This window comes from Burkholderia savannae (genome assembly GCF_001524445.2).
Taxonomy (GTDB): domain Bacteria; phylum Pseudomonadota; class Gammaproteobacteria; order Burkholderiales; family Burkholderiaceae; genus Burkholderia; species Burkholderia savannae.
Window position 1 is genome coordinate 803247 of record NZ_CP013417.1, and the last position, 26945, is coordinate 830191.

General features: G+C 65.3%; 31 protein-coding genes and 1 pseudogene. 15 read left to right on the plus strand and 17 right to left on the minus strand.

All coding sequences use genetic code 11. The features are described 5' to 3' along the window. The first annotated feature begins 46 nt into the window (after window positions 1-46). The 4 genes from WS78_RS04035 (at window position 47) to tnpC (WS78_RS04050) (ending at window position 3260) form a co-directional block, all read left to right on the plus strand. On the plus strand, window positions 47-664 hold the full coding sequence (locus WS78_RS04035) for a reverse transcriptase domain-containing protein (protein WP_082717668.1): 618 nt from the start codon (window positions 47-49) through the stop codon (window positions 662-664). 59 nt (window positions 665-723) lie between these two features. Then, entirely contained in the window at window positions 724-1185 is a 462-nt protein-coding gene (gene tnpA, locus WS78_RS04040; protein ID WP_059584105.1) for an IS66-like element accessory protein TnpA, read from the plus strand. Continuing rightward, a complete protein-coding gene (gene tnpB, locus WS78_RS04045) occupies window positions 1185-1538 on the plus strand; it encodes an IS66 family insertion sequence element accessory protein TnpB (protein ID WP_059580646.1) in 354 nt (117 codons plus the stop codon). The genes tnpA (WS78_RS04040) and tnpB (WS78_RS04045) overlap by 1 nt, the downstream gene beginning before the upstream one ends. Before the next feature lie 99 nt (window positions 1539-1637). Further along, window positions 1638-3260 carry an IS66 family transposase gene (tnpC, locus tag WS78_RS04050; protein WP_059670996.1) on the plus strand — a complete coding sequence of 541 codons (1623 nt, stop codon included), beginning with the start codon at window positions 1638-1640 and terminating at the stop codon, window positions 3258-3260. 9 nt (window positions 3261-3269) lie between these two features. Here tnpC (WS78_RS04050) and WS78_RS04055 read toward each other — a convergent pair whose 3' ends face one another. Then, a complete protein-coding gene (locus WS78_RS04055; RefSeq protein WP_059574446.1) occupies window positions 3270-3530 on the minus strand; it encodes a hypothetical protein in 261 nt (86 codons plus the stop codon). Between the two features lie 376 nt (window positions 3531-3906). Here WS78_RS04055 and WS78_RS04060 point away from each other — a divergent pair, with 376 nt between their 5' ends. Next, window positions 3907-4167: a hypothetical protein gene (locus tag WS78_RS04060; RefSeq protein WP_045598729.1), complete on the plus strand. Its 261-nt coding sequence runs from the start codon at window positions 3907-3909 to the stop codon at window positions 4165-4167. Window positions 4168-4176: 9 nt separating this feature from the next. On the opposite strand, the gene tnpC (WS78_RS04065) is transcribed toward WS78_RS04060, so the two are convergent. From tnpC (WS78_RS04065) to WS78_RS37445, 5 genes are all read right to left on the minus strand, one after another. After that, complete coding sequence (tnpC, locus tag WS78_RS04065; RefSeq protein ID WP_085701527.1) at window positions 4177-5799, minus strand: IS66 family transposase; 1623 nt, start codon at window positions 5797-5799, stop codon at window positions 4177-4179. 99 nt (window positions 5800-5898) lie between these two features. Next, window positions 5899-6252, minus strand: coding sequence for an IS66 family insertion sequence element accessory protein TnpB (tnpB, locus tag WS78_RS04070; protein ID WP_059580646.1), 354 nt, complete (start codon window positions 6250-6252; stop codon window positions 5899-5901). Beyond that, on the minus strand, window positions 6252-6713 hold the full coding sequence (gene tnpA, locus WS78_RS04075) for an IS66-like element accessory protein TnpA (RefSeq protein WP_059584105.1): 462 nt from the start codon (window positions 6711-6713) through the stop codon (window positions 6252-6254). Before tnpA (WS78_RS04075) ends, tnpB (WS78_RS04070) begins: the two co-directional genes overlap by 1 nt. Window positions 6714-6976: 263 nt before the next feature. Continuing rightward, window positions 6977-7423 carry a DpnI domain-containing protein gene (locus WS78_RS04080; protein ID WP_082717731.1) on the minus strand — a complete coding sequence of 149 codons (447 nt, stop codon included), beginning with the start codon at window positions 7421-7423 and terminating at the stop codon, window positions 6977-6979. 273 nt (window positions 7424-7696) lie between these two features. Continuing rightward, on the minus strand, window positions 7697-8371 hold the full coding sequence (locus WS78_RS37445) for an alcohol dehydrogenase catalytic domain-containing protein (RefSeq protein ID WP_059580338.1): 675 nt from the start codon (window positions 8369-8371) through the stop codon (window positions 7697-7699). A gap of 2 nt (window positions 8372-8373) precedes the next feature. On the opposite strand from WS78_RS37445, the pseudogene WS78_RS04090 reads away from it, so the two are divergent. After that, window positions 8374-9457, plus strand: a pseudogene (locus WS78_RS04090) (SIR2 family NAD-dependent protein deacylase). 30 nt (window positions 9458-9487) lie between these two features. Here WS78_RS04090 and WS78_RS04095 read toward each other — a convergent pair. Next, window positions 9488-10708: a S53 family peptidase gene (locus tag WS78_RS04095; protein WP_059580346.1), complete on the minus strand. Its 1221-nt coding sequence runs from the start codon at window positions 10706-10708 to the stop codon at window positions 9488-9490. A gap of 272 nt (window positions 10709-10980) precedes the next feature. After that, a complete protein-coding gene (locus tag WS78_RS35515) occupies window positions 10981-11304 on the minus strand; it encodes a hypothetical protein (protein ID WP_145986737.1) in 324 nt (107 codons plus the stop codon). An 11-nt stretch (window positions 11305-11315) separates the two neighbouring features. On the opposite strand from WS78_RS35515, the gene crcB reads away from it, so the two are divergent. Both crcB and WS78_RS04105 read left to right on the plus strand, forming a co-directional pair. Then, window positions 11316-11702: a fluoride efflux transporter CrcB gene (crcB, locus tag WS78_RS04100; RefSeq protein WP_038745834.1), complete on the plus strand. Its 387-nt coding sequence runs from the start codon at window positions 11316-11318 to the stop codon at window positions 11700-11702. A 21-nt stretch (window positions 11703-11723) separates the two neighbouring features. Next, on the plus strand, window positions 11724-12083 hold the full coding sequence (locus WS78_RS04105) for a DUF190 domain-containing protein (protein WP_038745767.1): 360 nt from the start codon (window positions 11724-11726) through the stop codon (window positions 12081-12083). Between the two features lie 4 nt (window positions 12084-12087). Here the strand turns inward: WS78_RS04105 and WS78_RS04110 are convergent, their stop codons facing one another. Both WS78_RS04110 and WS78_RS04115 read right to left on the minus strand, forming a co-directional pair. Further along, on the minus strand, window positions 12088-12651 hold the full coding sequence (locus WS78_RS04110) for a YggT family protein (protein ID WP_059580349.1): 564 nt from the start codon (window positions 12649-12651) through the stop codon (window positions 12088-12090). An 82-nt stretch (window positions 12652-12733) separates the two neighbouring features. Continuing rightward, window positions 12734-13771 carry a Rossmann-like and DUF2520 domain-containing protein gene (locus WS78_RS04115; protein ID WP_059580353.1) on the minus strand — a complete coding sequence of 346 codons (1038 nt, stop codon included), beginning with the start codon at window positions 13769-13771 and terminating at the stop codon, window positions 12734-12736. Between the two features lie 422 nt (window positions 13772-14193). Between WS78_RS04115 and WS78_RS04125 the strand changes: the two genes are divergently transcribed. Both WS78_RS04125 and WS78_RS04130 read left to right on the plus strand, forming a co-directional pair. Next, window positions 14194-14490: a hypothetical protein gene (locus WS78_RS04125; RefSeq protein ID WP_059580363.1), complete on the plus strand. Its 297-nt coding sequence runs from the start codon at window positions 14194-14196 to the stop codon at window positions 14488-14490. A 167-nt stretch (window positions 14491-14657) separates the two neighbouring features. After that, complete coding sequence (locus WS78_RS04130; protein ID WP_038745761.1) at window positions 14658-15641, plus strand: threo-3-hydroxy-L-aspartate ammonia-lyase; 984 nt, start codon at window positions 14658-14660, stop codon at window positions 15639-15641. 375 nt (window positions 15642-16016) lie between these two features. Here the strand turns inward: WS78_RS04130 and WS78_RS04135 are convergent, their stop codons facing one another. Both WS78_RS04135 and WS78_RS04140 read right to left on the minus strand, forming a co-directional pair. Next, the gene (locus WS78_RS04135; protein ID WP_186448569.1) at window positions 16017-16697 is read right to left on the minus strand and encodes a LysE family translocator; all 681 of its coding nucleotides are present in this window, start codon (window positions 16695-16697) and stop codon (window positions 16017-16019) included. Between the two features lie 37 nt (window positions 16698-16734). Then, window positions 16735-18294 (minus strand): UbiD family decarboxylase, encoded by a 1560-nt coding sequence (locus WS78_RS04140; RefSeq protein WP_038745759.1) that lies wholly within the window; start codon window positions 18292-18294, stop codon window positions 16735-16737. On the opposite strand from WS78_RS04140, the gene WS78_RS35520 reads away from it, so the two are divergent. From WS78_RS35520 to tnpC (WS78_RS04165), 5 genes are all read left to right on the plus strand, one after another. Then, window positions 18266-18466 carry a hypothetical protein gene (locus WS78_RS35520; RefSeq protein WP_156437584.1) on the plus strand — a complete coding sequence of 67 codons (201 nt, stop codon included), beginning with the start codon at window positions 18266-18268 and terminating at the stop codon, window positions 18464-18466. The genes WS78_RS04140 and WS78_RS35520 overlap by 29 nt on opposite strands. 409 nt (window positions 18467-18875) lie before the next feature. Beyond that, complete coding sequence (locus WS78_RS04150; protein ID WP_059580356.1) at window positions 18876-19979, plus strand: lytic transglycosylase domain-containing protein; 1104 nt, start codon at window positions 18876-18878, stop codon at window positions 19977-19979. Between the two features lie 246 nt (window positions 19980-20225). Continuing rightward, entirely contained in the window at window positions 20226-20687 is a 462-nt protein-coding gene (gene tnpA / locus WS78_RS04155; protein ID WP_059584105.1) for an IS66-like element accessory protein TnpA, read from the plus strand. Further along, entirely contained in the window at window positions 20687-21040 is a 354-nt protein-coding gene (gene tnpB, locus WS78_RS04160) for an IS66 family insertion sequence element accessory protein TnpB (protein ID WP_059580646.1), read from the plus strand. Before tnpA (WS78_RS04155) ends, tnpB (WS78_RS04160) begins: the two co-directional genes overlap by 1 nt. Window positions 21041-21139: 99 nt before the next feature. Next, window positions 21140-22762, plus strand: coding sequence for an IS66 family transposase (tnpC, locus tag WS78_RS04165; protein ID WP_059670996.1), 1623 nt, complete (start codon window positions 21140-21142; stop codon window positions 22760-22762). Between the two features lie 9 nt (window positions 22763-22771). Here tnpC (WS78_RS04165) and WS78_RS04170 read toward each other — a convergent pair whose 3' ends face one another. The 5 genes from WS78_RS04170 to ribBA all read right to left on the minus strand — a co-directional run bounded on the left by WS78_RS04170 (window position 22772) and on the right by ribBA (window position 26898). Beyond that, window positions 22772-23032: a hypothetical protein gene (locus WS78_RS04170; RefSeq protein ID WP_059574446.1), complete on the minus strand. Its 261-nt coding sequence runs from the start codon at window positions 23030-23032 to the stop codon at window positions 22772-22774. A 426-nt stretch (window positions 23033-23458) separates the two neighbouring features. Beyond that, a complete protein-coding gene (locus tag WS78_RS04175; protein WP_059584412.1) occupies window positions 23459-24652 on the minus strand; it encodes a pyridoxal phosphate-dependent aminotransferase in 1194 nt (397 codons plus the stop codon). Window positions 24653-24716: 64 nt separating this feature from the next. Further along, window positions 24717-25154 (minus strand): transcription antitermination factor NusB, encoded by a 438-nt coding sequence (nusB, locus tag WS78_RS04180; RefSeq protein ID WP_038745753.1) that lies wholly within the window; start codon window positions 25152-25154, stop codon window positions 24717-24719. Continuing rightward, complete coding sequence (gene ribH / locus WS78_RS04185; protein WP_059584415.1) at window positions 25151-25681, minus strand: 6,7-dimethyl-8-ribityllumazine synthase; 531 nt, start codon at window positions 25679-25681, stop codon at window positions 25151-25153. The genes nusB and ribH overlap by 4 nt, the downstream gene beginning before the upstream one ends. An 80-nt stretch (window positions 25682-25761) precedes the next feature. Further along, window positions 25762-26898: a bifunctional 3,4-dihydroxy-2-butanone-4-phosphate synthase/GTP cyclohydrolase II gene (gene ribBA, locus WS78_RS04190; RefSeq protein ID WP_059584417.1), complete on the minus strand. Its 1137-nt coding sequence runs from the start codon at window positions 26896-26898 to the stop codon at window positions 25762-25764. Window positions 26899-26945 lie beyond the last annotated feature (47 nt).

Here is a 26945-nt window from a genome sequence, read left to right on the forward strand (position 1 = left end):
TCAGAAAACTGTCCGAACGAGTGAGGCCACCTCTCAGAGAGCGCTTTTGAATTTTCTTTCGGATCGCTACGCAGATCGGCTTGCTAACAAGATCAGCTATGGCTTCGTGAAGGATCGTGGGGTGAAGAAGGCTGTTCACGACGCTTGTGAGATTCGAGCGAAGTATGGATGGGTCTACAAGACAGATATCGCGCCTTTTTTTGACTCGATTGATCGGTTGCATCTTGAGCGAGCGCTGAAAGCCGTCATCCGCGAGCGCTCTCTCCATCCATTGTTGCTGCAGGCGATTGGTTGCGAGATTTCTGCGACGAGGGCGGGTGCGAAGAGGATCAGCCGGCTCGGCATTAAAGTGGGGCGAGGCGTGCGGCAGGGAATGCCGCTATCCCCATTCTTTTCCAACATCATGCTGGCTGGGTTTGACCGCGCGATTGCGCAGCAGAGTCTTCGTGCGGTCAGGTATGCAGACGACTTGATTTTCTTTGCCTCATCTCGCGGTGAGTGTGAGGGCGTGGCTGAATTCTGCGCGCGTCATCTTGCCCCGATCGGATTGACTGTACCGCCGGTTGAGCCCGGCTCGAAGTCAGTGATATACGAACCCGATCAGGCTGCCGAATTTCTTGGCGTGAGCTTGGTTCGCCGTAAGCGCGAATTTAACCCCACCTAGAATCGAAAGCTGAACGAGCGCAGGCTTGCGTCCGCAACTACAACTTGCGGACGCAACCGATGACACAGAACGAAGTTGATTTCCTGCCACTGCGGGTGACCGGCGTGACCGCGACGGGCAAGCGCAGGTTTGACGCCGAGGGTAAGCGCAAGCTGATTGAAGCCTGCCTGCAGCCGGGCGCGTCAATTGCCGGACTGGCGTTGAAGGCGGGTGTGAACGCGAACCAGCTGCATAAGTGGATTCAATTGCGCGAACGCGCGAATGCTGCTGTGACGGCGTGCGTCGAGCCCTTGCCATCGGCATTCGTGCCGGTCGTTCCGATCAACGAGGTGGCACCGGTGCGCACGAACCCCGAGCCGGTGAACGTACGGCGAACGTCACACAGGTACGAAGCGGCGAAGGCAATGACGCCGGCGCGACTATCAGCGCAGTTGCCCAACGGCGTAACGCTACAGCTCGAATGCGCCGCACACGATGGCGCTCTCGTGAAGGCGATGATCGAAGCGTTGGGGGCACGCTGATGTTCCGCTTCGACGCGGACCTGCAGATCTACCTGCACCGCGAGCCCATCGACTTCCGCGCCGGCATCAACAGCCTCGTCGCGCTGGTCGAGCAGTCGATGCTGCTCGATCCGCTTGCGCGAGCCGTCTTCGCGTTCCACAACCGCAAACGCGATCGCGTGAAGCTTCTGCTGTATGACCGGGCCGGATTCTGGCTCCTATTGAAACGCCTCGAGGCCGACCGTTTCGTTTGGCCCCGCCGTCAGCAAGCCGTGATCGAACTGACGGCCGAGCAGCTTCACCTGCTGCTCGACGGCGTCGATATCGACGCCGTGCGCCGCCACCCAGCGCGGCAGTACTGCCACACGAACTGAAGCAGGGTATCGCCGCTGTTGCCAGTAAACAACGGCGGCTTTAGCTGTTACAAATTCGCGTAAACCTATTTGGCTCTGCGTTTCGCTATCGTTGAGCGCATGTCCCCTCCCAATCTCCCCCGACTTCCGCGCACCGCCAAGGCCTATATCCACAAGCTGGAGGAGCGGGTGGCGGCCGATGCTCAGGTCATTGCCGAGCGTGACGCCAGGATCGACGAATTGACCAAGCGCCTGGATGCGCTGGAAGAGCAATATCGTCTCGCGTTGGCCCGACAGTACGCGCCGAAGAGCGAGAAGCGCCGCGACCGCGTGTTCAACGAGGCCGAAGAGGCAGCCCACGCTGAGCCGGCCGAGGAGGACGACGGCGAGCCGCTGACGTTGCCCGATACCGGGTTGCCGGAACCCGGCCAGCCTGAACCGCGCAAGCGTGGCCGCAAACCGCTGCCCGCGGACCTGCCGCGCGAGCGAATCGAGTACGACCTGCCCGAAGACCAGAAGATCTGCCCGTGCTGCAGCAAGGCAATGCATCGGATGGGCGAGGAAATCAGCGAACAGTTGCACATGCAGGTCAAGGTCTCGGTGCTGCAGCACGCGCGTTTCAAGTACGCGTGTCGGCACTGCGAGCGTCACGGCACGCACACACCGATCGTGGTCGCGCCGATGCCGGCGCAGCCCTTGCCGGGTAGTCACGCCAGTGCATCGATGATCGCCGCCGTCACGGCCGGCAAGTATGTCGACGGCACGCCGCTGTACCGGATGGAAGACGTGCTCGCACGCTCGAATATCGCAGTCAGCCGCGGTACGCTGGCGAACTGGATCATCCGCCCCGCCGAGCTTCACTACACGCGCCTGTTCAAGGCGCTCAAGAAGATTCTGCTCAGCCAGTGGCTGATTCACGGCGACGAGACCACCGTCCAGGTCCTGAAGGAGAACGGCCGAAACGCGCAGGACAAGTCATACATGTGGGTCTACCGAAGCGCGGAGGATAGCGAGCAGCCGGTGGTGCTGTTTGAGTACCAGCCGGGGCGTGGCCAGCAGTACCCGAAGGAGTTCCTCGGAGACTACGCGGGCACGCTGATGACGGACGGCTGGCCTGCGTGGCGGACGGTCAAATCGGCCACGCACCTCGGATGCCTTGCGCATGGACGCCGGATGTTCACGGATGCGCTCAAGGGGCAGAAGAACAAACCGAGCCCCCGCATCACGAAGGCGCTCGAATTCTTCCAGGCGCTGTACCAGGTCGAGACGCTCGCCAAACAGACGTTGCCCGAAGGCGAGACGCTGGCCGATTACCGGTACCGCTTGCGCCAACAGCACAGCGTGCCGTTGCTAAACGCCTTCAAGAGTTGGCTCGACGAGCTCGCGCCGAAGGTTCTGCCCAAGAGCCTGCTAGGCGAGGCGATCGGCTACTGTCTCCGGCAATGGCCTTACCTGAGTCGCTATGTGGACGATGGCCGGTTTGCAATAGACAACAACGTCATCGAACGCGACATCAGGCCGTTTGCCACGGCGAGAAAGTCGTGGCTCTTCAGCGATACGGTCGACGGCGCGAAAGCGAGCGCGATGGTCTACAGCCTGATGCTCACGTGTCGAGCCTGTGGCGTCGATCCCCATGCCTATCTGCTGCACGTGCTGACCGAATTGCCGCAGCGCGCACCGGATGCCGATATTAGCGACCTGCTACCGTTCAACTTCGCTCGACAGCAAGCCGTTACCGGGTAACTCCGATCGCTACCGCGCTGGGCCGAAGTATTGGTCCCACTGTTCCGAATCGGGATCGAGTCGGCGCACAATCGCGTCGTCTGCCCGCGCGATCAACCGTTCCAGCATCTGGCGCTTCGTTACCGAGTAACGGCGAGCTAACCGCGTCAGAGCAAGATACGCTTCCGTGCTCATCCACATATCCAGACGTCGATCACCGTTGCCGTCCTTGCCTGCCGTCTCGCGCCTTGCCCGATAAGCCGCCTGCCGCTGCGCCGTCGTTTGCGTCATCTCGCATCTCCTTCGTTACCCGGTAACTATCGATTCGAAACATGTTACCCGGTAACACGTCACCTAACGACGTGTGGCGGATTTAGCGCTTACGGTTCGCCACCAGTCAAGCTACCGACTTGAACTGACGCAAGAGCAAATCGTCGCGATTCGCGATGACTTGCTTAAGCTTGGCTCGATACAAGAACTCGTGACACGAGGGATAGCGCTACCAAAGCTGGGTCATGCGCTTATGCTGAGGCGAAACGGATATCTGGCGGCTTATGACATGTGCCACAACGTTGTAAGCGCTAAATCCGCCACACGTCGTTAGGTGACGTGTTACCGGGTAACATGTTTCGAATCGATAGTTACCGGGTAACGAAGGAGATGCGAGATGACGCAAACGACGGCGCAGCGGCAGGCGGCTTATCGGGCAAGGCGCGAGACGGCAGGCAAGGACGGCAACGGTGATCGACGTCTGGATATGTGGGTGAGCACGGAAGCGTATCTTGCTCTGACGCGGTTAGCTCGCCGTTACTCGGTAACGAAGCGCCAGATGCTGGAACGGTTGATCGCGCGGGCAGACGACGCGATTGTGCGCCGACTCGATCCCGATTCGGAACAGTGGGACCAATACTTCGGCCCAGCGCGGTAGCGATCGGAGTTACCCGGTAACGGCTTGCTGTCGAGCGAAGTTGAACGGTAGCAGGTCGCCAATATCGGCATCCGGTGCGCGCTGCGGCAATTCGGTCAGCACGTGCAGCAGATAGGCATGGGGATCGACGCCACAGGCTCGACACGTGAGCATCAGGCTGTAGACCATCGCGCTCGCTTTCGCGCCGTCGACCGTATCGCTGAAGAGCCACGACTTTCTCGCCGTGGCAAACGGCCTGATGTCGCGTTCGATGACGTTGTTGTCTATTGCAAACCGGCCATCGTCCACATAGCGACTCAGGTAAGGCCATTGCCGGAGACAGTAGCCGATCGCCTCGCCTAGCAGGCTCTTGGGCAGAACCTTCGGCGCGAGCTCGTCGAGCCAACTCTTGAAGGCGTTTAGCAACGGCACGCTGTGCTGTTGGCGCAAGCGGTACCGGTAATCGGCCAGCGTCTCGCCTTCGGGCAACGTCTGTTTGGCGAGCGTCTCGACCTGGTACAGCGCCTGGAAGAATTCGAGCGCCTTCGTGATGCGGGGGCTCGGTTTGTTCTTCTGCCCCTTGAGCGCATCCGTGAACATCCGGCGTCCATGCGCAAGGCATCCGAGGTGCGTGGCCGATTTGACCGTCCGCCACGCAGGCCAGCCGTCCGTCATCAGCGTGCCCGCGTAGTCTCCGAGGAACTCCTTCGGGTACTGCTGGCCACGCCCCGGCTGGTACTCAAACAGCACCACCGGCTGCTCGCTATCCTCCGCGCTTCGGTAGACCCACATGTATGACTTGTCCTGCGCGTTTCGGCCGTTCTCCTTCAGGACCTGGACGGTGGTCTCGTCGCCGTGAATCAGCCACTGGCTGAGCAGAATCTTCTTGAGCGCCTTGAACAGGCGCGTGTAGTGAAGCTCGGCGGGGCGGATGATCCAGTTCGCCAGCGTACCGCGGCTGACTGCGATATTCGAGCGTGCGAGCACGTCTTCCATCCGGTACAGCGGCGTGCCGTCGACATACTTGCCGGCCGTGACGGCGGCGATCATCGATGCACTGGCGTGACTACCCGGCAAGGGCTGCGCCGGCATCGGCGCGACCACGATCGGTGTGTGCGTGCCGTGACGCTCGCAGTGCCGACACGCGTACTTGAAACGCGCGTGCTGCAGCACCGAGACCTTGACCTGCATGTGCAACTGTTCGCTGATTTCCTCGCCCATCCGATGCATTGCCTTGCTGCAGCACGGGCAGATCTTCTGGTCTTCGGGCAGGTCGTACTCGATTCGCTCGCGCGGCAGGTCCGCGGGCAGCGGTTTGCGGCCACGCTTGCGCGGTTCAGGCTGGCCGGGTTCCGGCAACCCGGTATCGGGCAACGTCAGCGGCTCGCCGTCGTCCTCCTCGGCCGGCTCAGCGTGGGCTGCCTCTTCGGCCTCGTTGAACACGCGGTCGCGGCGCTTCTCGCTCTTCGGCGCGTACTGTCGGGCCAACGCGAGACGATATTGCTCTTCCAGCGCATCCAGGCGCTTGGTCAATTCGTCGATCCTGGCGTCACGCTCGGCAATGACCTGAGCATCGGCCGCCACCCGCTCCTCCAGCTTGTGGATATAGGCCTTGGCGGTGCGCGGAAGTCGGGGGAGATTGGGAGGGGACATGCGCTCAACGATAGCGAAACGCAGAGCCAAATAGGTTTACGCGAATTTGTAACAGCTAAAGCCGCCGTTGTTTACTGGCAACAGCGGCGATACCCTGCTTCAGTTCGTGTGGCAGTACTGCCGCGCTGGGTGGCGGCGCACGGCGTCGATATCGACGCCGTCGAGCAGCAGGTGAAGCTGCTCGGCCGTCAGTTCGATCACGGCTTGCTGACGGCGGGGCCAAACGAAACGGTCGGCCTCGAGGCGTTTCAATAGGAGCCAGAATCCGGCCCGGTCATACAGCAGAAGCTTCACGCGATCGCGTTTGCGGTTGTGGAACGCGAAGACGGCTCGCGCAAGCGGATCGAGCAGCATCGACTGCTCGACCAGCGCGACGAGGCTGTTGATGCCGGCGCGGAAGTCGATGGGCTCGCGGTGCAGGTAGATCTGCAGGTCCGCGTCGAAGCGGAACATCAGCGTGCCCCCAACGCTTCGATCATCGCCTTCACGAGAGCGCCATCGTGTGCGGCGCATTCGAGCTGTAGCGTTACGCCGTTGGGCAACTGCGCTGATAGTCGCGCCGGCGTCATTGCCTTCGCCGCTTCGTACCTGTGTGACGTTCGCCGTACGTTCACCGGCTCGGGGTTCGTGCGCACCGGTGCCACCTCGTTGATCGGAACGACCGGCACGAATGCCGATGGCAAGGGCTCGACGCACGCCGTCACAGCAGCATTCGCGCGTTCGCGCAATTGAATCCACTTATGCAGCTGGTTCGCGTTCACACCCGCCTTCAACGCCAGTCCGGCAATTGACGCGCCCGGCTGCAGGCAGGCTTCAATCAGCTTGCGCTTACCCTCGGCGTCAAACCTGCGCTTGCCCGTCGCGGTCACGCCGGTCACCCGCAGTGGCAGGAAATCAACTTCGTTCTGTGTCATCGGTTGCGTCCGCAAGTTGTAGTTGCGGACGCAAGCCTGCGCTCGTTCAGCTTTCGATTCTAGGTGGGGTTAAATTCGCGCTTACACAACGTTGAAGATCTGGGGCGCGAGTTGGGGAAGCTGGAACAACGAGTACTTCGAAGAATCTACAGTGAAGGTCTTGGGATTAACATCGACAAATTGTCACCAGCAGCCCGTAATTTTTTAAGTTTGATCTGATTTGGCTACTGATGCCCATGCCCTGCAAGGGCGCCCTTATACGTCTAAAGTAGGCGGACGAATGCTCCATCCGGAACTGCACTCAGAACGTACATGAAACCCTGCCAGCCCTTGCGACGTGCGTTGTCGGACAAAGGTTTTCGAGCGGAAAAGAGTGCAGGGTTCTGAAAGTCTGTTGGCAGATAATAGATGGCGTGAGCGTCGGTCGTCTTAAGCACAAGAAACAGAGCAAAGTAAATTGCCGCGTCCATGCGTTCTTTCTGTGGTCCCCACGCGGCGCCCAACAGCTGCTTAGGTAGCGGAGTAACATCAGACGCCGACATGGTCTTAACTTGTGCAAGGAATCCACAAAAATCGCAGATGATGTCGGCACACTTAAAATTGGTCGGAAGCCGTTTGAATGTTTTGCTTCTCTTGCATTTCGGGCAAGAGCATTTCTTGACAATCAACTGCTCTCCCCACGAGCCGAGTTGCTGCTTTGCTGTTGCCATCGGTATTTGAACGTTATGGATGTAAAGGTGAACGATATGCGCCTTGCCTTCGTTGCAAATGCAGCAACCATTGTGGCGGCAAAATTATCTCATCTTCCCAAGGCATAGGGCTGCAGCTTTTGGGGAACACAAGTGGGGTGAAAACTGGCATCGCCGTGAACCCCGCATCAACAGTGGTTCTTCGTGGAGCCGGGAGAAAATACGACGTGAGAACGCGCGTGAATAGTGGTTTTGATTAACGCGCCGGGGCTTGGGAAGCTGAGGTAATGGCCATTATACGACGCCCGCAGAACGCGTGATTCTACAGGGTTTGAAGCGGGGATGGCAATGGGCCTGGTTTGCCGATGGCGGAAGCCGGTGCCTGGCCTCCGTTCGATGCATACGCCGCTGCCCGCTGCTGCTGCCGCCGCTCGACGGGCATCCTGATGCGTTGTTGTACGCGTCGCCGGCATCGTCGGACGAGCGGGCAGCGCGCATGGAACGGATATTCGCGAGCCCGCACGACGCACGACGCGCGACGCACGACGCACGACGCGCGCGAGCGTCGCGCGTCGTCATCGTCCGCGTCACACGGTCAACATCACGCTTCCCGTTGTCTTCCCCGTCTCGAGCTCCGCATGCGCGCGCCGCATCGGTCAGCGCATAGCGCGCGCCGATCGGCGCGACCATTCCGTCGTCGAGCGCATCGAGCAGATCGCTCGCGCCGCGCGCGTACAACCCCGGATCGTTCGCGTGCGCAAGCGAGCTCGGCCGCAGGCGCGTGACCTCGCCGCCCGCCGCCTCGACGACGCCCGCGCCTTCGAAGCCGAGCACCGCGGGCAGCGACGCGACCGGGTACGGGCCGCTGCGAAAGTCGGTGTCGACGAAGTTCACGCCAATCACCGTTTGCTCGATGCGCACGTCGAGCGGCCCCGGCGGGGGAACGCCGACGTCGATGGCCTTCAGCATTCATCGTCGAGCTGGTGCGAGGCACGCCGGCGCTGCAGCGCGCGAGTGCGGCGGCGAAGTGAAGGGGATCGCGGAGCGACCGAGCCGGCGGCCGCGCGTCGGCCGACAGCGCGCGCCATGATCGCTCGGCGTCAAAAACGCTTCTGAGCGTGCGCCGCGCGGGCGTATGATCGTGCCGACTTCGATCGACGATTCCGAGCCATGTCCGACTCACGCCGCGCATCCTTTGGCACATCGCCCGACGCATCCGACGCCGCGGCGCGCATCGCCCCCGAGCGCGTCGACGCGGCCGTACGCGCGCTGTCCGGCGCCGACGCGCTGCTCGTCGCGGCGGGCGCCGGCATCGGCATCGATTCCGGGCTGCCGGATTTTCGCGGCGCGGAAGGACTGTGGCGCGCCTATCCGGCGCTCGGCCATGTCGGCTATGCGTTTCACGAGATCGCGTCGCCGCGCGCGTTTCGCGAGCGGCCGCGCCTCGCATGGGGCTTCTACGGCCATCGGCTCGCGATGTATCGCGCGGTCGTCCCGCACGAGGGATTCGGCATTCTGCGGCGCTGGGCCGGGGCGATGCGCAACGGCGCATTTGTGTTCACAAGCAATGTCGACGGCCACTTTCAGAAAGCGGGCTTCGATGCCGAGCGGATCGTCGAGATCCACGGCTCGATCCATGCGATGCAGTGTCTGCGCCCGTGCTCGGCGCACACGTGGGGCGCCGCGTCGTTCGTGCCCGTCGTCGACGAGCCCGCGTGCAGTCTCGTCGGCGATGTCCCCACGTGTGCGCATTGCGGCGGAATCGCGCGGCCGAACATCCTGATGTTCGACGATGCCCAATGGCTCGGCGCGCGCTACGACGCGCAGCACGATGCGTTGCGCGACTGGCTCGCGCGCGCGGGGCGCGTGGTGGTGGTCGAAGTCGGGGCCGGGACGGCGGTGCCGACGGTGCGCTTCTTCAGCGAGCGAATCGGCGACGACGTGATCCGAATCAATCTTCGTGAAGCGCATGCGCGGCGAGCCGACGTGATCGGACTGCCGGGCGGCGCGCTCGAGACGCTGCGCGTGCTCGATGCCGCGTGGCGGCGAGACTGACGAGCGGCCGCCCGCGCCGCCGCGCGCCCGTCACGGTTGCGCGACGAGCCCTTGAACCAGGTCGAGCGCGCGCGGCGAGCCCAATCCCGTCACGTAGTCGTAGCCGCCGCTCGCGGTGCAAACCATCCCGCAGGTGCCATTGGAGCCCGACGTCACGTCGTGATAGTCGCTGCCGTACGCGGACTTGCCGGCCGTGTAGAGCAGGTTGTACGAGCCGGCGAGCTTCGCTTTGCCGGCGGCGGCGCGCATCGAGTTCGCGATCGCGAAGAGCGCCGCCCATTGGGGCGCGCCCGCGCTCGTGCCGCCGACGACGAACCATCCCGACTGCCCTTGGTAGGTCACCGAGTCGTACACCGCGAAGCCCGAGCTCGGATTCGCGTTGTAGGCGACGTCGGGCACGCCGCGGCTGCCCGCGTACGGAATCGGCCACAGCGCCTGTCCGGACGGCTCCGGCTCGTACGTGCCGACGCCGCCGCCGCTGCCGCTCCACGCGGTTTCGCCGATGTAGTTGCCGGACGCGTCGGCGGACAGCGTCGTGCCGCCGACCGCGACGACGTACGGCGACACGGCCGGATATTCGGTGCCGTTGCCGCTGTCGCCGGACGATGCGACGAACGTGACGCGCTGCGGCGAGCTGAAGTGGCCGTCGAAGCCCGTCTCCCCGCTGAACTCGCTGCCGCCGAAGCTCATCGAGACGACGGATGCGCCGGCGCCGACCGCGGCGTCGACCGCGGTCATCAGGTCGTTGAGGCTGTTCGACGCCGCCTCGACGAGCACGATTTTCGCTTTCGGCGCGATCGCGTGCACCCATTCGACGTCGAGCGACATTTCGAGCGACCAGCCTGCGTCGGCGCGCGGCTTGCCGCCGCTCGCGTAGATCTTCTTGAAGCAGCCGTTCAGCGTCGTGCACGGCGGCAGCGAGAAGTTCTTGCTGAACACGCCGAGATCGGATTCGATCCTCGGATCGTCGTAGGCGTCGACGATCGCGACCACCATGCCGTCGCCCTGATTCGCGATCGAATCGAAGCCGTATGCGTGCCGCACGGTGGCGGGCGCGAGGCCTGCGACGCCGGTGGTCGAGAAGCGCGTCGGATTCGTGTGGAACGGCGGTCGCGCGTAGCCTTTCGGCACGCGGGTGCCTTCGACGTACGAGGGCGAATGGCCGTCGCCTTGCGCGAGCGCGGCCGACGTCGCGAATGCCTGAATGCATGCGGCCGCCATCAGGACGGACAGCAAGGGTTTGTTTTTCATGTTGAATTCTCCATATCAATAAATGGAGTGGTCTGTTTGAATTCTACGGGGCGGAAAATTTTTTTTGTATAGGAATGAGAGAATTGAGGGAATTCCCCGAGCCCATTTCGATATTCAGAGGATGGGGATCGTTGTTCTTTTCGAATCGATCGGACGGCTCGGGAGATTGGCGGTGGCGGGCGATCTTCAAGCGGCGGGGAATGCGCTGGAACGGGCCGTGCGATATCCGGAGTAACCCAGGGGAGAGTTTCTTGATAATCCGAATGGTTGATTTATTGGTTTTTCGATTGCGTTTTATTTGACGCTTCGAAAATAGAACGAACGGAAGTTTTATTCGGGATTTTTTCATGACGATGACGAACGGTCGAAGCGGTGCCGCCGATGCGGCCGGCGAGCGAAACCGCGGGCGCATTCGGGGGGGCGGCCGATATCGCGCGCGTCGACCGATTGCCGGACATCCCGCAATCCGCATAAAGTTGAGCGTGCGCGGCCGATGCGGGCGCGTCCGGCGTCACGCGCCGCCGATGCGGCGCGGGATGCGTGGCCCTTGCCGCATGGGCCGCACGGGCCGCGCGCGGATCTTCCCCGTCAATCATGAGGTACGGCCTTGTTCTATTCGATCGTCGCGATCTTCGTCGGCGCCGGGCTCGGCGCGCTGCTGCGCTGGTTCCTGAGCCTCGCTCTCAACGCGATCTTCCCCGACGTGCCGCTCGGCACGCTCGCATCCAACCTGATCGGCGGTTATCTGGTCGGCCTCGCGGTCGTCGCGTTCACGACGCGGGCGGGGCTGCCGCCCGAATGGCGGCTCTTCGTGATCACGGGCTTCATGGGCGGGCTCACGACGTTCTCGACGTACTCGGTCGAAGTGATGACGCACGCGGCTCAGGGCGAGTTCGGCTGGGCGCTCGCCGTGGCTGCCCTACACTTGATAGGTTCGTTCACATTGACGGGGCTCGGCATGTGGACCGCGCGGGCGTGGCTCGCGCCGGCCTGACCGGCGCCGGCGGAGGCGGCTATGGACGCGATCTTCCTGCGTTTTTACGTACACGAGAATCACCGGCTGCACTGGAAGCCGCTCTGGGAATGGCTGCTCGAGGAGGCGAACCGGATGGGCATCGGGGGCGGCTCCGCGTTTCGCGCGATGGCCGGGTTCGGCCAGCACCGGGTGCTGCACGAGGACCGCTTCTTCGAGCTGCAGGGCTCGCTTGCGATCGAGATCGAATTCATCGTCACGGCCGAAGAGGCGCAGCGGCTCGTCGAGCGCGTGTCGCGCGAGAAGGTGCGCGTGTGCTACGCGACGATTCCCGCGCGCTTCGGCGTGATCGACAATCTCGGTGACGGCGCGCCGGCCGCCGCTGATTCGCCGAAGGGATAGCGTGTCAGATTCCGAACAGCGTGAGCGACACCGCCGCGCGCGTGACGACCATGATCAGCACCTGGACGATCACGAACAGCAGGATCGGCGACAGGTCGATGCCGCCGAGATGCGGGATCAGCCGGCGCAGCGGGTTCAGGAACGGCGCCGTCAGCTGATACAAGATCGCCATCGCGGGCGAGCGCGGATTCAGCCACGACAGCAGCGCCATCAGGATCGTCAGCCACAGCACGAGATTGAGCGCCCACTTCACGACGGTCAGCAGCGCGACGATGAGGATCGTCGGGATGATCGACAGCGCGTCGACGCCCGCCATCGTCACCATCAGCGCGACGTAGACGAGCGACGTGACGACGGCTGCGGCGATGCTCGCCCAGTCGACGCCGCGCACGCCCGGGACGATATGCCGCAGCGGCAGCACGATCCAGTTCGTGGCCTGCAGCACGGCCTGCGTGACGGGGTTGTACGGCGGCACGCGCACGGCCTGCAGCCAGACGCGCAGGATCAGCGCGGCGCCGAACAGCGTGAAGACGGTATTGAGCAGAAAGCGGGCGATCTCGCCGAACATCTTTGAATCCTTTTCGTTATCCAGGCCAGTCGGGTAGCGTGCCGTCGCCGCCCGTGGGCGGCGCGCATCGGGCGTCACCTTATCACGGCTCGCCGCGGGCGGGGCGTGCGAGGTCGAGCGAACGTGCGAGCGATGCGTCGACGGCTTGCTCGAGCGCGTCGAGCGACGGGGGCGGCGACGCGCGCTTGCGCGCGAGCGCGACCGCGCGACGGGTGTTGAGGGCATAGAGCGTCGCGTGGTCGCCGCCGAGCGATTCGAGGAGCGCGAGCTGCCGCTCGACGATACCGACGTCGCCGCGCGACACGGGCCCCGCGAGCGCGTTCGCGAGCCCCTTGTCGCGCGCCGTTTCGATCGTGCCGGCGAGCATCGGCAGCAGCGCGCGCAGCGCGTCGCCCTCGGCGAAGCCGAGCGAGCGCCACAGCTCGACGCATTCGGCGAGATTGCAAAGCGCGAAGCTCGCCGCGTAGTTGGCGGCCGCGTGATAGAGCATCCGGCCGCCCGCCGGGATCGACAGCGGATGGCAGCCGAGCGCGGCCGCGAGCGCGACGAGCGCGTCCTTCAGCGCGCCGTCGGCCTCGATCGTCACCGAGCAGCCGTCGATCCGCGCGAGATCGGCGTCGCCGCCGCCGAACAGATAGAGCGGATGGAAGCCGCCCGTCGCCGCGCCCTGCGCGCGTGCGGGCGCGAGCAGCTCGACGCTCGACGCGCCGCTGCAGTGGACGAGCGCCTGAGCGCCCGCGCGCGCCGGCGAGAAGCGCAGCTCGGCGGCGATTCGGCCGAGCGCGTCGTCGGGCGCGGTGATGAAGACGAGGTCGGCGGCGTCGACGACAGCCTGCGGCGAATCGACCGCCGCGCAGCGCGCGCCGGGCGTCGCGCTTGCGCGATGGCCGTCGTGGTCGGTGTGGCCGTCGTGGCCGGCGGGTGCGGCTGCGGCGGCAGCGGCGGCGACGCGCACGGCGAGATCGGCGTCGATCTGCGCGGCGAGCGCCGCGGCCGACGCGTTCGAACGGCTCGCGATCGCGGTGACGGCGTACCCGGCGCGCGCGAAGCGGCGGGCGACGCAGCGGGCAAGGCGGCCCGCGCCGATGAAGCCGATGCGGGGCGTGGCGGACAAGGACATGGCGGCGATCCGTAATCTGCGGCAAACCGTCAGTATCGCGTATTCGGTCGCGACGGCGTTCGCTCTGGCCCCAAGGCGGCTCGCTTTAGGGGGCGGAACGAGGGGCGGGGTCGTCCGTCTCGCGCCGTCCACAAGCTGTCTCTAATTTGTAATCGTTCATTACCGTTCGCCGGACGGGCGGCGGGGCCCGCCGAGCGGCGCGTTCGGCGACTTCTCGCCATCCGCCGAATTGCCGCCGGATCGCACCCGCGCGGCGGCGTCCGATTTCGCGCATCGCCGCGCCGCGAGGCTTTGTGCAATTGCAATTTGCAACAAATGGGCGTGGCTCGCGATCCCGGATTTCGCTACATTCGTCTCATGCGGCAAGCATGCCGTCGCTGTTGATGTGGCGGGCACCGAAGCCCGCCGCCAGGAGAACCAAAGTGAAAAAGCTCATTCCGTTGATCGCCGTCGCAGCACTGGGCCTCGGGGCTGCGGCCGCCGCGCAGGCGCACGTGTCGATCGGTGTCGGCATCGGGGTGCCGATCGCGCCGGCTTACCCGGTCTATGCCGCGCCGCCGCCCGTTTATTACGCGCCGCCCCCGCCGCCCGTCGTCTACGCGCCGGCGCCCGTGTACTACGGGCCGCCCGCCGTCGTGGTCGGCGGCGGCTACTACGGCTACGGCCGCCCGTACTGGCGTCATCACGGCTACTACGGCCGTCCGTACTGGCGTCGCTGATCACTGACGTCGACGCGCCGCCCGGCCGGCGGCGCGCCTGATGCCACGGCGCGGCACGGCGAAGGTTCGTGCCGCGCCGTTTTCCTTTCGGGCTGCTGCGCGAGTCGAGCGAAGCTGGGACAATGATTGTTCCCTCGTCCAACGATGCGTTTTTCGCTCTCGCCGCCATGCCTGTTCAATCCGCCTCCGATCTCGTTCTCCCGACCTTCGCCGACGTGACCGACGCAGCCGCCAGGCTTGCCGGCGTCGCGCATCGCACGCCCGTCCTCACGTCGAGCACCGCCGACGCGCACACCGGCGCGACGATCTTCTTCAAGTGCGAGAACTTCCAGCGGATGGGCGCGTTCAAGTTCCGCGGCGCGTACAACGCGATCTCGCACTTCGACGCCGAGCAGCGCCGCGCGGGCGTGCTCACGTATTCGTCCGGCAACCACGCGCAGGCGATCGCGCTCGCCGCGCGCCTCGCGGGTATCCGCGCGACGATCGTGATGCCGCACGACGCGCCCGCCGCGAAGGTCGCGGCGACGAAAGGCTACGGCGGCGAAGTCATCACCTACGATCGCTACACCGAAAACCGCGAGGAGATCGGCGCGCGGCTCGCGCAGGAGCGCGGGATGACGCTCGTGCCGCCGTACGACCATCCGCACGTGATCGCGGGGCAGGGGACGGCCGCGAAGGAACTGATCGACGAAGTCGGCGAGCTCGACCTGCTCGTCGCGCCGCTCGGCGGCGGCGGGCTGCTCGCGGGCAGCGCGCTGTCGGCCGCCGCGCTCGCGGCCGGCTGCGCGGTGATCGGCGTCGAGCCGGAAGCGGGCAACGACGCGCAGCAGTCGCTCGCGCGCGGCGAGGTCGTGCACATCCCCGCGCCGCGGACGATCGCGGACGGCGCGGCGTCGACGCACGTCGGCGCGTACAACTTTCCGATCATCCAGAGGCTCGTCAAGCAGGTCGTCACGGTCAGCGACGCGCAATTGATCGACACGATGCGATTCTTCGCGCAGCGGATGAAGGTGGTCGTCGAGCCGACGGGCTGCCTCGGCGCGGCCGCGGTGCTCGACGGCGTGCTGCCCGTCGCGGGCAAGCGCATCGGCGTGATCGTGAGCGGCGGCAACGTCGATCTGGCGCGCTACGGCGAGTTCCTGCGCGGGTGAGCGGGGGGATGGGCGGCGGCGGTGCGCCGCCCGTTGCCTGAAACGTTCGCGCGCACGCGACGGGCGTGCATGCGATGCTGGCGGGCGTGATGATCGACCGGCGGTGCGGTGTCGTCGCTCGTCGGCGGGCGTGCGTGTGCGAGCGACATCCTGCGCGGCGGGTCGATTCGGTCGGCGATGCGATGCCGCTCGGCACGGATGCCTCCGATGGACGCCGAGCGGACGGCCGCGAAGCGGCTTGGTTCTTGATCGCGGTGGCCGTGTCGGTAGCGGTGGCGGCTCGGCGCGAGAGGCCGACGCGCGTGAAAGGGGCGCGCGAAAGGGGCGCGCGGATCGCCGTGCGCCGCCTCGCGGGCGAGGCTGGCGAGGCGGGTGTCAAGCCGCCGCGTTCAGGATCAGGTCGCGATAGCCGCCGACGATCACGCTGTACGAGAAATACGCGAAGAGCAGCGCGGACACGACGTGGCACGCGCGCATCAGTCCCGCGCCCGCGCGCTTGCGGCCCTGGCTCGCGAGCGTGCAAAGAAAGAGCGTCCACGCGAGCCCGCCGAGGAAGAAGCCCGACAGGAATATGGATGCCGTCGAGGGCGTCGTCGCGCCGGCCTTCGCGATCAGCGCGCCGCCGACCGCCGCGAACCACAGGATCGCCGACGGCGACGACATCGCGAGCAACATGCCGCGCGCGAAATGGCGCCAGGTGCTCGCTTGAACGGGCGCGGCGGGCGTGTCGTTGCCGCCGGTGGCGGGCGCCGGCGCGGGAAGGAGCGCCTCGCGCGCCATCTTCCATGTGAGGACGAGCAGCACCGCGCCGCCGCCGAGCCATACGGCCCAGCGCACCGCCTCGAACTGCAGCAGCACGGCCATCCCGGCGAGCGCGAGCGCCGCATAGACGAGATCGCCGATGCACGAGCCGATGCCGAGCCAGAAGCCCTGCTTGAATCCGTGCGACAGCGTGAGCGACAACATCGCGACGTTCGCGATGCCGATGTCGAGGCAAAGGGAAAGCGACAGGAAAAAGCCGTCGGACAACATCGACGTGGGCGCGAAGCTCATCATGGGGTGTGTCGTTATCGAAGATTGGAGGCGCGCCGGCTCACGACAGGCCGATTTCGGTCCACAGGCGATCGACGCGCGCCTTCACGGCGGCGTCCATCTCGATCGGCCGGCCCCATTCGCGCTGCGTTTCGCCCGGCCACTTGTTGGTCGCGTCGAGTCCCATCTTCGAGCCGAGGCCCGCGACGGGCGACGCGAAATCGAGATAGTCGATCGGCGTGTTCTCGACGAGCACGGTGTCGCGCGCCGGATCGACGCGCGTCGTGATCGCCCAGATCACTTCCTTCCAGTCGCGCACGTTCACGTCCTCGTCGACGACGACGATGAATTTCGTATACATGAACTGCCGCAGGAAGCTCCAGACGCCGAACATCACGCGCTTCGCGTGGCCCGCGTAGCTCTTCTTCATCTGGACGATCGCCATTCGGTAGCTGCAGCCTTCGGGCGGCAGATAGAAGTCGGTGATCTCGGCGAATTGCTTCTGCAACAGCGGCACGAACACCTCGTTCAGCGCGACGCCGAGCACGGCCGGCTCGTCGGGCGGCTTGCCGGTGTAGGTCGAGTGGTAGATCGCGTCGCGGCGCATCGTGATCCGCTCGACCGTGAAGACCGGAAACCATTCCCGCTCGTTGTAGTAGCCGGTGTGGTCGCCGTACGGGCCTTCGAGCGCGTGCTCGTAGGCGGCCGCGGCGCCCGCGGCCGGGCGCGGCGGCGCGCCTTCGGGCGCCGCCGCGGGCGAGCCCTGCTGCGGATGGATGAAGCCTTCGAGCACGATCTCGGCGCGCGCGGGCACCTGCAGCGTGTCGACGCCGGGCGTCAGGCATTTCGCGAGCTCGGTGCGCGCGCCGCGCAGGAGCCCGGCGAACTGGTATTCGGACAACGTGTCGGGTACGGGCGTGACGGCGCCGAGCGTCGTCGCCGGATCGGCGCCGAGCACGACGGCGACCGGATACGGCTGGCCGGGATGCTTGAGCGCGAATTCGCGGAAGTCGAGCGCGCCGCCGCGATGCGCGAGCCAGCGCATGATCAGTTTGTTGCGTCCGATCAGCTGCTGCCGGTAGATGCCGAGATTCTGGCGCGTCTTGTTCGGCCCGCGCGTGACCGTGAGGCCCCACGTGAGAAGCGGGCCGGCATCGCCCGGCCAGCAGGTCTGGATCGGCAGCTTGTGCAGGTCGACGTCGGCGCCTTCCCAGACGATTTCCTGGCACGGCGGCGCGGACACCGTCTTCGGGCCCATGTCCCACACGGCCTTCGCGAGCGACAGCAGCTTGCCCGCGTCCTTCAGGCTCTTCGGCGGATCGGGCTCCTTGAGCGCGGACAGCAGCCGGCCGATGTCGCGCAGCGACGCGAGCGCCGCTTCGTCGTCGGCGTCGACGCCCATGCCGAGCGCGACGCGCCGCGGCGTGCCGAACAGGTTGCCGAGCACCGGAAACCGGTAGCCCGTCGGCGCGTCGAACAGGAGCGCGGGGCCGCCCGCGCGCAGCACGCGGTCGCAGAGCTCGGTCATTTCGAGCACGGGCGACACGGGTTGCGCGACGCGCCGTAACTCGCCGCGCTGTTCGAGGCTGTGGATGAAATCGCGTAAGTCTTTGTATTTCATGAAGGATGTCCGGGCCGCGCGCGGCAGGCGGGCGGCGGTGGGGGGCGGGCACGGCGTCCGCCCGGAAACGAGCGCCGATTTTACCCGGCCGGACAGCCAAGCGATGAAAACGCAAAAAATGGCGGCGGATCTGAACGCCAGACGGCACGAGGCTCCCGATTCCGACCCGTAACAAATCATTACTTTTTGTTATGAAATCGTATTTCTATAGTGTTGACGATCTATAAAACCCTGCTAGAATCCGCTCACATTGGTTGCAGGCCCCAGTGTTGAACCTTCAATCCCCGGTCCTATAGACGCAACGCGTCGCCGTCCGCCGATACCTGCACGGCCTTCTGACGGTCTGTTTGTTGTCCTAGCCAGCGCCCAGTCGACGCTGGTTTTTTGCGTAGGAGCCTCGCGCGTCCGCCTGCCGCAAGTGCAGGCCTTGTTTCGACGTGGCTCTGAACGGTACTTATACCGTTTCTCCGATACCGATGCGGTCCGACCAAGACGCTCGGTGTCTTGATTCCGCGGCAGCGCGTCATGTCTCGTCTCGAGCGCCGAGCGAGCCGCATGAATCATGTCCATGGAGGATCTGAATGAATGCTTGGTTATCGTGGCGTCCCAGTGAGCGGCATGCGCAGCTGTTGCGCGCAGCGCTGCGTCGCGGGACGCGTGTCAGTCACCATCTATTCAGCGTGGTCGGTTGTTGTGCGGTAGCGATCGGGCTTGCGCTGTGGCTGCTGCCCAACGTGCGCGGCACGCTCGCAGCGAAAGTCATGCCGTTCGTGTCGGCGGCCGTGCAGGCCGGTCCGGCGCGGCTTCTCACCGGTCATCCGGTGCCTGCTTTCGGCCCGGCGAACGCCGAAGAAAGCGAATCGATCAGCGCGGACGCAACGCCCTCGTCGACGGCCTCGCCCGTCGACGCCGCCGCGACCCTCGACGCCGCGCGCAACGGCCCGTCGCCCGTGTCGCTCGCGAAGCTCATCCCGATGCAGCGAGTCGCCGCCGACGCGCGCGACGACCGCGCGCTCGCGTCGAACCGCGAACAGGCGCTCGTCGCCACGTACCTCGCGCGCCGCTATCGTGTCGCGCAGGAGCCCGTCGGCCAGCTCGTCAAGGCGGCGTTCGAGACGGGGCGCGACGTCGGGCTCGACCCGCTGCTGATCCTCGCCGTGATGGCGATCGAATCCGGCTTCAATCCTTATGCGGAAAGCGGCGTCGGGGCCCAGGGCCTGATGCAGGTGATGTCGAAGGTGCATTCGGACAAGTTCGAGTATTTCGGCGGCACCGATGCCGCGCTGCAGCCGCTCGTCAACATCCAGGTCGGCGCGCTCGTGCTGAAGGACTGCATCGCGCGTGGCGGCTCGCTCGCGGGCGGGCTGCGTCTGTACGTCGGCGCGACGACGCCCGACGACGGCGGCTACGGCGCGAAGGTGGTCGGCGAGCGCGACCGGCTGCGCGACGTCGCGCGCGGCCGCAAGGTGTCGATCTACGCGTCGCAGCAGCCGGCGCAGGGCGCGGTGACGGTCACGACCGTGTCGACGTCGGGTGCGACGCAAAAGCGCGTGCGCACGACGCTCGACGGCGCGCACCCGCTGACGATCAAGTCAGCCACCGCGCCGAAGGCGCCGCAGCAGGACGACGCGAGCGTCGACACGGCGGCGAAGCACGATGCCGCCGCTTCGGAGCTCGGCACCTGACGACGCGCGAACGGCGGATTCGCCGCAGCGGCAGGTTGCTTCGGCCGCGAGCGCGAGTGGGTGGAAGATCGGGAATCATCGAAAAGGCCGGGTCCTGTGTTGAGCGGGGCTCGGCCTTTTTGCCTTTGCGGGCGGCGACGGTGGTGCGTCGTGAATGCAACGTAAGCGCGAATTTAACCCCACCTAGAATCGAAAGCTGAACGAGCGCAGGCTTGCGTCCGCAACTACAACTTGCGGACGCAACCGATGACACAGAACGAAGTTGATTTCCTGCCACTGCGGGTGACCGGCGTGACCGCGACGGGCAAGCGCAGGTTTGACGCCGAGGGTAAGCGCAAGCTGATTGAAGCCTGCCTGCAGCCGGGCGCGTCAATTGCCGGACTGGCGTTGAAGGCGGGTGTGAACGCGAACCAGCTGCATAAGTGGATTCAATTGCGCGAACGCGCGAATGCTGCTGTGACGGCGTGCGTCGAGCCCTTGCCATCGGCATTCGTGCCGGTCGTTCCGATCAACGAGGTGGCACCGGTGCGCACGAACCCCGAGCCGGTGAACGTACGGCGAACGTCACACAGGTACGAAGCGGCGAAGGCAATGACGCCGGCGCGACTATCAGCGCAGTTGCCCAACGGCGTAACGCTACAGCTCGAATGCGCCGCACACGATGGCGCTCTCGTGAAGGCGATGATCGAAGCGTTGGGGGCACGCTGATGTTCCGCTTCGACGCGGACCTGCAGATCTACCTGCACCGCGAGCCCATCGACTTCCGCGCCGGCATCAACAGCCTCGTCGCGCTGGTCGAGCAGTCGATGCTGCTCGATCCGCTTGCGCGAGCCGTCTTCGCGTTCCACAACCGCAAACGCGATCGCGTGAAGCTTCTGCTGTATGACCGGGCCGGATTCTGGCTCCTATTGAAACGCCTCGAGGCCGACCGTTTCGTTTGGCCCCGCCGTCAGCAAGCCGTGATCGAACTGACGGCCGAGCAGCTTCACCTGCTGCTCGACGGCGTCGATATCGACGCCGTGCGCCGCCACCCAGCGCGGCAGTACTGCCACACGAACTGAAGCAGGGTATCGCCGCTGTTGCCAGTAAACAACGGCGGCTTTAGCTGTTACAAATTCGCGTAAACCTATTTGGCTCTGCGTTTCGCTATCGTTGAGCGCATGTCCCCTCCCAATCTCCCCCGACTTCCGCGCACCGCCAAGGCCTATATCCACAAGCTGGAGGAGCGGGTGGCGGCCGATGCTCAGGTCATTGCCGAGCGTGACGCCAGGATCGACGAATTGACCAAGCGCCTGGATGCGCTGGAAGAGCAATATCGTCTCGCGTTGGCCCGACAGTACGCGCCGAAGAGCGAGAAGCGCCGCGACCGCGTGTTCAACGAGGCCGAAGAGGCAGCCCACGCTGAGCCGGCCGAGGAGGACGACGGCGAGCCGCTGACGTTGCCCGATACCGGGTTGCCGGAACCCGGCCAGCCTGAACCGCGCAAGCGTGGCCGCAAACCGCTGCCCGCGGACCTGCCGCGCGAGCGAATCGAGTACGACCTGCCCGAAGACCAGAAGATCTGCCCGTGCTGCAGCAAGGCAATGCATCGGATGGGCGAGGAAATCAGCGAACAGTTGCACATGCAGGTCAAGGTCTCGGTGCTGCAGCACGCGCGTTTCAAGTACGCGTGTCGGCACTGCGAGCGTCACGGCACGCACACACCGATCGTGGTCGCGCCGATGCCGGCGCAGCCCTTGCCGGGTAGTCACGCCAGTGCATCGATGATCGCCGCCGTCACGGCCGGCAAGTATGTCGACGGCACGCCGCTGTACCGGATGGAAGACGTGCTCGCACGCTCGAATATCGCAGTCAGCCGCGGTACGCTGGCGAACTGGATCATCCGCCCCGCCGAGCTTCACTACACGCGCCTGTTCAAGGCGCTCAAGAAGATTCTGCTCAGCCAGTGGCTGATTCACGGCGACGAGACCACCGTCCAGGTCCTGAAGGAGAACGGCCGAAACGCGCAGGACAAGTCATACATGTGGGTCTACCGAAGCGCGGAGGATAGCGAGCAGCCGGTGGTGCTGTTTGAGTACCAGCCGGGGCGTGGCCAGCAGTACCCGAAGGAGTTCCTCGGAGACTACGCGGGCACGCTGATGACGGACGGCTGGCCTGCGTGGCGGACGGTCAAATCGGCCACGCACCTCGGATGCCTTGCGCATGGACGCCGGATGTTCACGGATGCGCTCAAGGGGCAGAAGAACAAACCGAGCCCCCGCATCACGAAGGCGCTCGAATTCTTCCAGGCGCTGTACCAGGTCGAGACGCTCGCCAAACAGACGTTGCCCGAAGGCGAGACGCTGGCCGATTACCGGTACCGCTTGCGCCAACAGCACAGCGTGCCGTTGCTAAACGCCTTCAAGAGTTGGCTCGACGAGCTCGCGCCGAAGGTTCTGCCCAAGAGCCTGCTAGGCGAGGCGATCGGCTACTGTCTCCGGCAATGGCCTTACCTGAGTCGCTATGTGGACGATGGCCGGTTTGCAATAGACAACAACGTCATCGAACGCGACATCAGGCCGTTTGCCACGGCGAGAAAGTCGTGGCTCTTCAGCGATACGGTCGACGGCGCGAAAGCGAGCGCGATGGTCTACAGCCTGATGCTCACGTGTCGAGCCTGTGGCGTCGATCCCCATGCCTATCTGCTGCACGTGCTGACCGAATTGCCGCAGCGCGCACCGGATGCCGATATTAGCGACCTGCTACCGTTCAACTTCGCTCGACAGCAAGCCGTTACCGGGTAACTCCGATCGCTACCGCGCTGGGCCGAAGTATTGGTCCCACTGTTCCGAATCGGGATCGAGTCGGCGCACAATCGCGTCGTCTGCCCGCGCGATCAACCGTTCCAGCATCTGGCGCTTCGTTACCGAGTAACGGCGAGCTAACCGCGTCAGAGCAAGATACGCTTCCGTGCTCATCCACATATCCAGACGTCGATCACCGTTGCCGTCCTTGCCTGCCGTCTCGCGCCTTGCCCGATAAGCCGCCTGCCGCTGCGCCGTCGTTTGCGTCATCTCGCATCTCCTTCGTTACCCGGTAACTATCGATTCGAAACATGTTACCCGGTAACACGTCACCTAACGACGTGTGGCGGATTTAGCGCTTACAATGCAACTAACCGAGGGCGACGCGGTGGTGGCGCAGTGACGCTGAATTGTTGCGATTTGTTGCGACTGTGGCCGGCCGTGCGAATTGCGCCGGAGTCCGAAGTCTTCGACTTTCAAGCTTCGAGCTTCCGAAGCGTCGAACAGTCGGGCCGAAGCGTACGCCGCGACGACAGATGCGAAAACCGACAAATAAAGAAGCGCGAAAGCGAAAGAGGCGGGCGCCACGCTATAAATAGCGTGCGACCTGCCGCGCACGACGGGCGCGATCGACTCGCTACGCGCGCGGCGGGCTTGCGCATGAGGTTGCGCGTTAGCGCACAGCCGTCGCCCGTTCTATCGTCCGAAGAGCGTGCCGAGACGCTCGACGGCCTCCTCGAGCCGTGAGTACGCGGTCGCATAGGACAGCCGGATATAGTCGCGCGGCGCATGGACGCCGAAATCCATTCCCGGCACGAGCACCACGCCCGCGTCATGCAGCATCGCGTTCACGAGCGCGGCGCTGTTTCCCGCCGCAGGGTGCGCGACGCCGCCGCATTGCGCGTAGACGTAGAACGCGCCGTCCGGCATCACGGGCACCTTGAAGCCGAGCGATTCGATCGCCGGCACGATGAAGTCGCGGCGGCGCTGGAATTCGGCGCGGCGCGCCTCGTAGATGTCGAGCGTGTCCGGTTCGAAGCACGCGAGCGCCGCGTGCTGCGCGAGCGCCGACGGGCAAATGAACAGATTCTGCGCGAGCTTTTCGAACGTGCCGACGAGCGCGGGCGGCACGACGAGCCAGCCGAGCCGCCAGCCCGTCATGTTGAAATATTTCGAGAAACTGTTGACGGTGACGACGTCGTCGCCGAACGACAGCGCGGTGACGGGCGCGCCGTCGTAGCTCAGGCCCTGGTAGATCTCGTCGACGATCGTGAAGCCGCCGCGTGCGCGCACCGCGTCGACGATCCGGCCGAGCTCGGCCGGATCGAGCGACGTGCCCGTCGGGTTCGACGGCGACGCGAGCAGCACGCCGCGCGTGCGCTCGCCCCAGCGCGTCTTCACGTCGTTCGCGGTCAGCTGGAAGCGGGCTTCGGGGCCGCTCGGCACGAGCACCGCGCGGCCTTCAGCCGTCGCCACGAAGTGGCGATTGCACGGGTAAGACGGATCGGGCATCAGTACTTCGTCGTCGCGCCCGACGAGCGCGAGGCACGCGAGCAGCAGCGCGGCCGACGCGCCTGCCGTCACCACGATCCGTTCCGGCTCGATCGACAGGCCGTACGCACGCGCGTAGTGCGCGGCGATCGCCTCGCGCAGCGGCGCGATGCCGAGCGCGCTCGTGTATTGCGTGACGCCGCGGCGCAGCGCCGCGGCGGCCGCCTCGACGACGGGCTCCGGCGCGGTGAAATCCGGTTCGCCGATGCTCATGTGAATGATGTCGCGGCCGGCGCGCTCGAGAACGGTGGCCTCCTTGACGATTTCCATCACGTAGAACGGCTCGATCGCGTCGACGCGCGACGCAAGCCTCAGGAGCGAATCGGCAGCGGTATTCATCGTCGAATCAAAGCGGTGCGGAAAGAGCGAAAAGCGGGCGCGCGCCGCGCGCCCGCGAAGGGGGTTACGCGTCGCGTCGCGCGTGCGTTTCGGCCGGGCGCAGCTTGACGGCCAGCTTGTCGAGCACGCCGTTCACGTACTTGTAGCCGTCCGAGCCGCCGAACGTCTTCGCGAGCTCGACGGCTTCGTTGATGATCACGCGGTACGGCGTTTCGATCTGATGCGTGAGCTCGTACGTCGCGATCAGCAGCACCGCGCGCTCGACGGGCGACAACTGATCGATCGGACGGTCGAGATTCGGCGAGATCGCCTCGGCAAGCGTCGCATGCTCGCGGATCACGCCATGCAGGATCGTGTCGAGCAGCGTCTTGTCAGCCTTGTCGTAACCCAGCGCGCCGCGCAATTGCGCGTCGATCTCGCCCGGCGCCGCGTTCGACAGCAGCCACTGATACAGGCCCTGCGTCGCCAGCTCGCGCGATTGTCGGCGGGCGCTCTTCTTCATGCGCGCTCCTCTTCGTCTTCGTCGTCCTCGTCCTCGTCTTCGTCCTCTTCGTCTTCATCGTCGCTCAGTTGATCGAGCGTCATCGTGAGGTTCGCCATCTCGATGGCGACGCGCGCGGCGTCGCGGCCCTTTTCGGTCATCCGGGCGATCGCCTGCTCGTCGGTTTCGGTCGTGAGGACGGCGTTCGCGATCGGCGTGTTGAAGTCGAGCGCGATGCGCGTGATGCCTGCGCCGCTCTCGTTCGACACGAGCTCGAAGTGATACGTCTCGCCGCGGATCACCGCGCCGAGCGCGATCAGCGCGTCGAACTGGTTGCTTTCCGCGAGCTTTTGCAGCGCGAGCGGGATTTCGAGCGCGCCCGGAACCGTCACGAGCAGCACGTCTTCGCCGGAGACGCCGAGGCGCTCCAGCTCTTCGACGCACGCGTCCGCGAGGCCGTTGCAGACGGGTTCGTTGAAGCGCGATTGAACGATGCCGATACGCAGGCCATCGCCTTCGAGGTTCGGTTGATATTGTCCGATTTCCATATTCTTTCCGTGGAGTGGATGAGCGGTGATAGGGGCTGCAGCACAGGCTGACAACGGTACGACACTACGACACGAAACCGTCACGCGGCGTCGCAGGCGGATGCCGCGCCGCCCGGCATCGGCGCGAAGCCGGTGACTTCGAGACCGTAGCCGGACATGCTGCCGAGCTTGCGCGGATTCGACAGCACCTGCATCTTGCCGACGCCGACGTCGCGCAAAATCTGCGCGCCGATGCCGAACGTCTTGAAATCGACCGGCCGGCGCTTGAGCACGGCCGCCTTTTCCTTCTCGTCGAACGCGCGGAACACGTCGACGAGATGCTCGCTCGTGTCGCCGCAGTTCAGGAGCACGATCACGCCGAGCTCGCGCGAGGCGATTTCCTTCATCGCGGCGTCGAGCGTCCACGAGTGGGTCGACACGCCGGTCTCGAGCAGGTCGAGCACCGACAGCGGCTCGTGCACGCGCACGGGCGTTTCGTCGTGCGGCGCGGGCTTGCCGCGCACGAGCGCGATGTGCGGCGAGCCCGTCGGGTGATCGCGGTACAGCACCGCCTTGAACGGGCCGTGCGCGGTCTGCATCGTGCGTTCGGCGACGCGCTCGACGATCGATTCGGTGCGGCTGCGATAGTGGATCAGATCGGCGATCGTGCCGATCTTCAGGCCGTGCTCCTTGCCGAATTCGATCAGGTCCGGCAGGCGCGCCATCGTGCCGTCGTCCTTGATGATCTCGCAGATCACCGCGGCGGGCGTCAAGCCCGCGAGCGCGGTCAGGTCGCAGCCCGCCTCGGTGTGGCCCGCGCGCACGAGCACGCCGCCCGGCTGCGCCATGATCGGGAACACGTGGCCCGGCTGCACGATGTGCTCGGCGCGCGTGTCGTGCGCGACCGCCGTTGCGATCGTGCGCGCGCGGTCCGCGGCCGAGATGCCCGTCGTCACGCCTTCGGCCGCCTCGATGCTGACCGTGAACGCGGTGCCGTACTGGGTGCCGTTGCGATACGTCATGAGCGGCAGGTTGAGCTGCTTGCAGCGCTCCTGCGTGAGCGTGAGGCAGATCAGGCCGCGGCCGTAGCGGGCCATGAAGTTGATCGCTTCCGGCGTGACGAACTCGGCGGCGAGCACGAGGTCGCCCTCGTTTTCGCGGTCTTCTTCGTCGACGAGGATCACCATCCGGCCGGCTTTGAGCTCGGCAATGATGTCGGGCGTGGAGGCGAGCGTCATAAAAGGATCAGGGCAAGGGAAAGCGCGTATTTTACGCCACGCCGGCC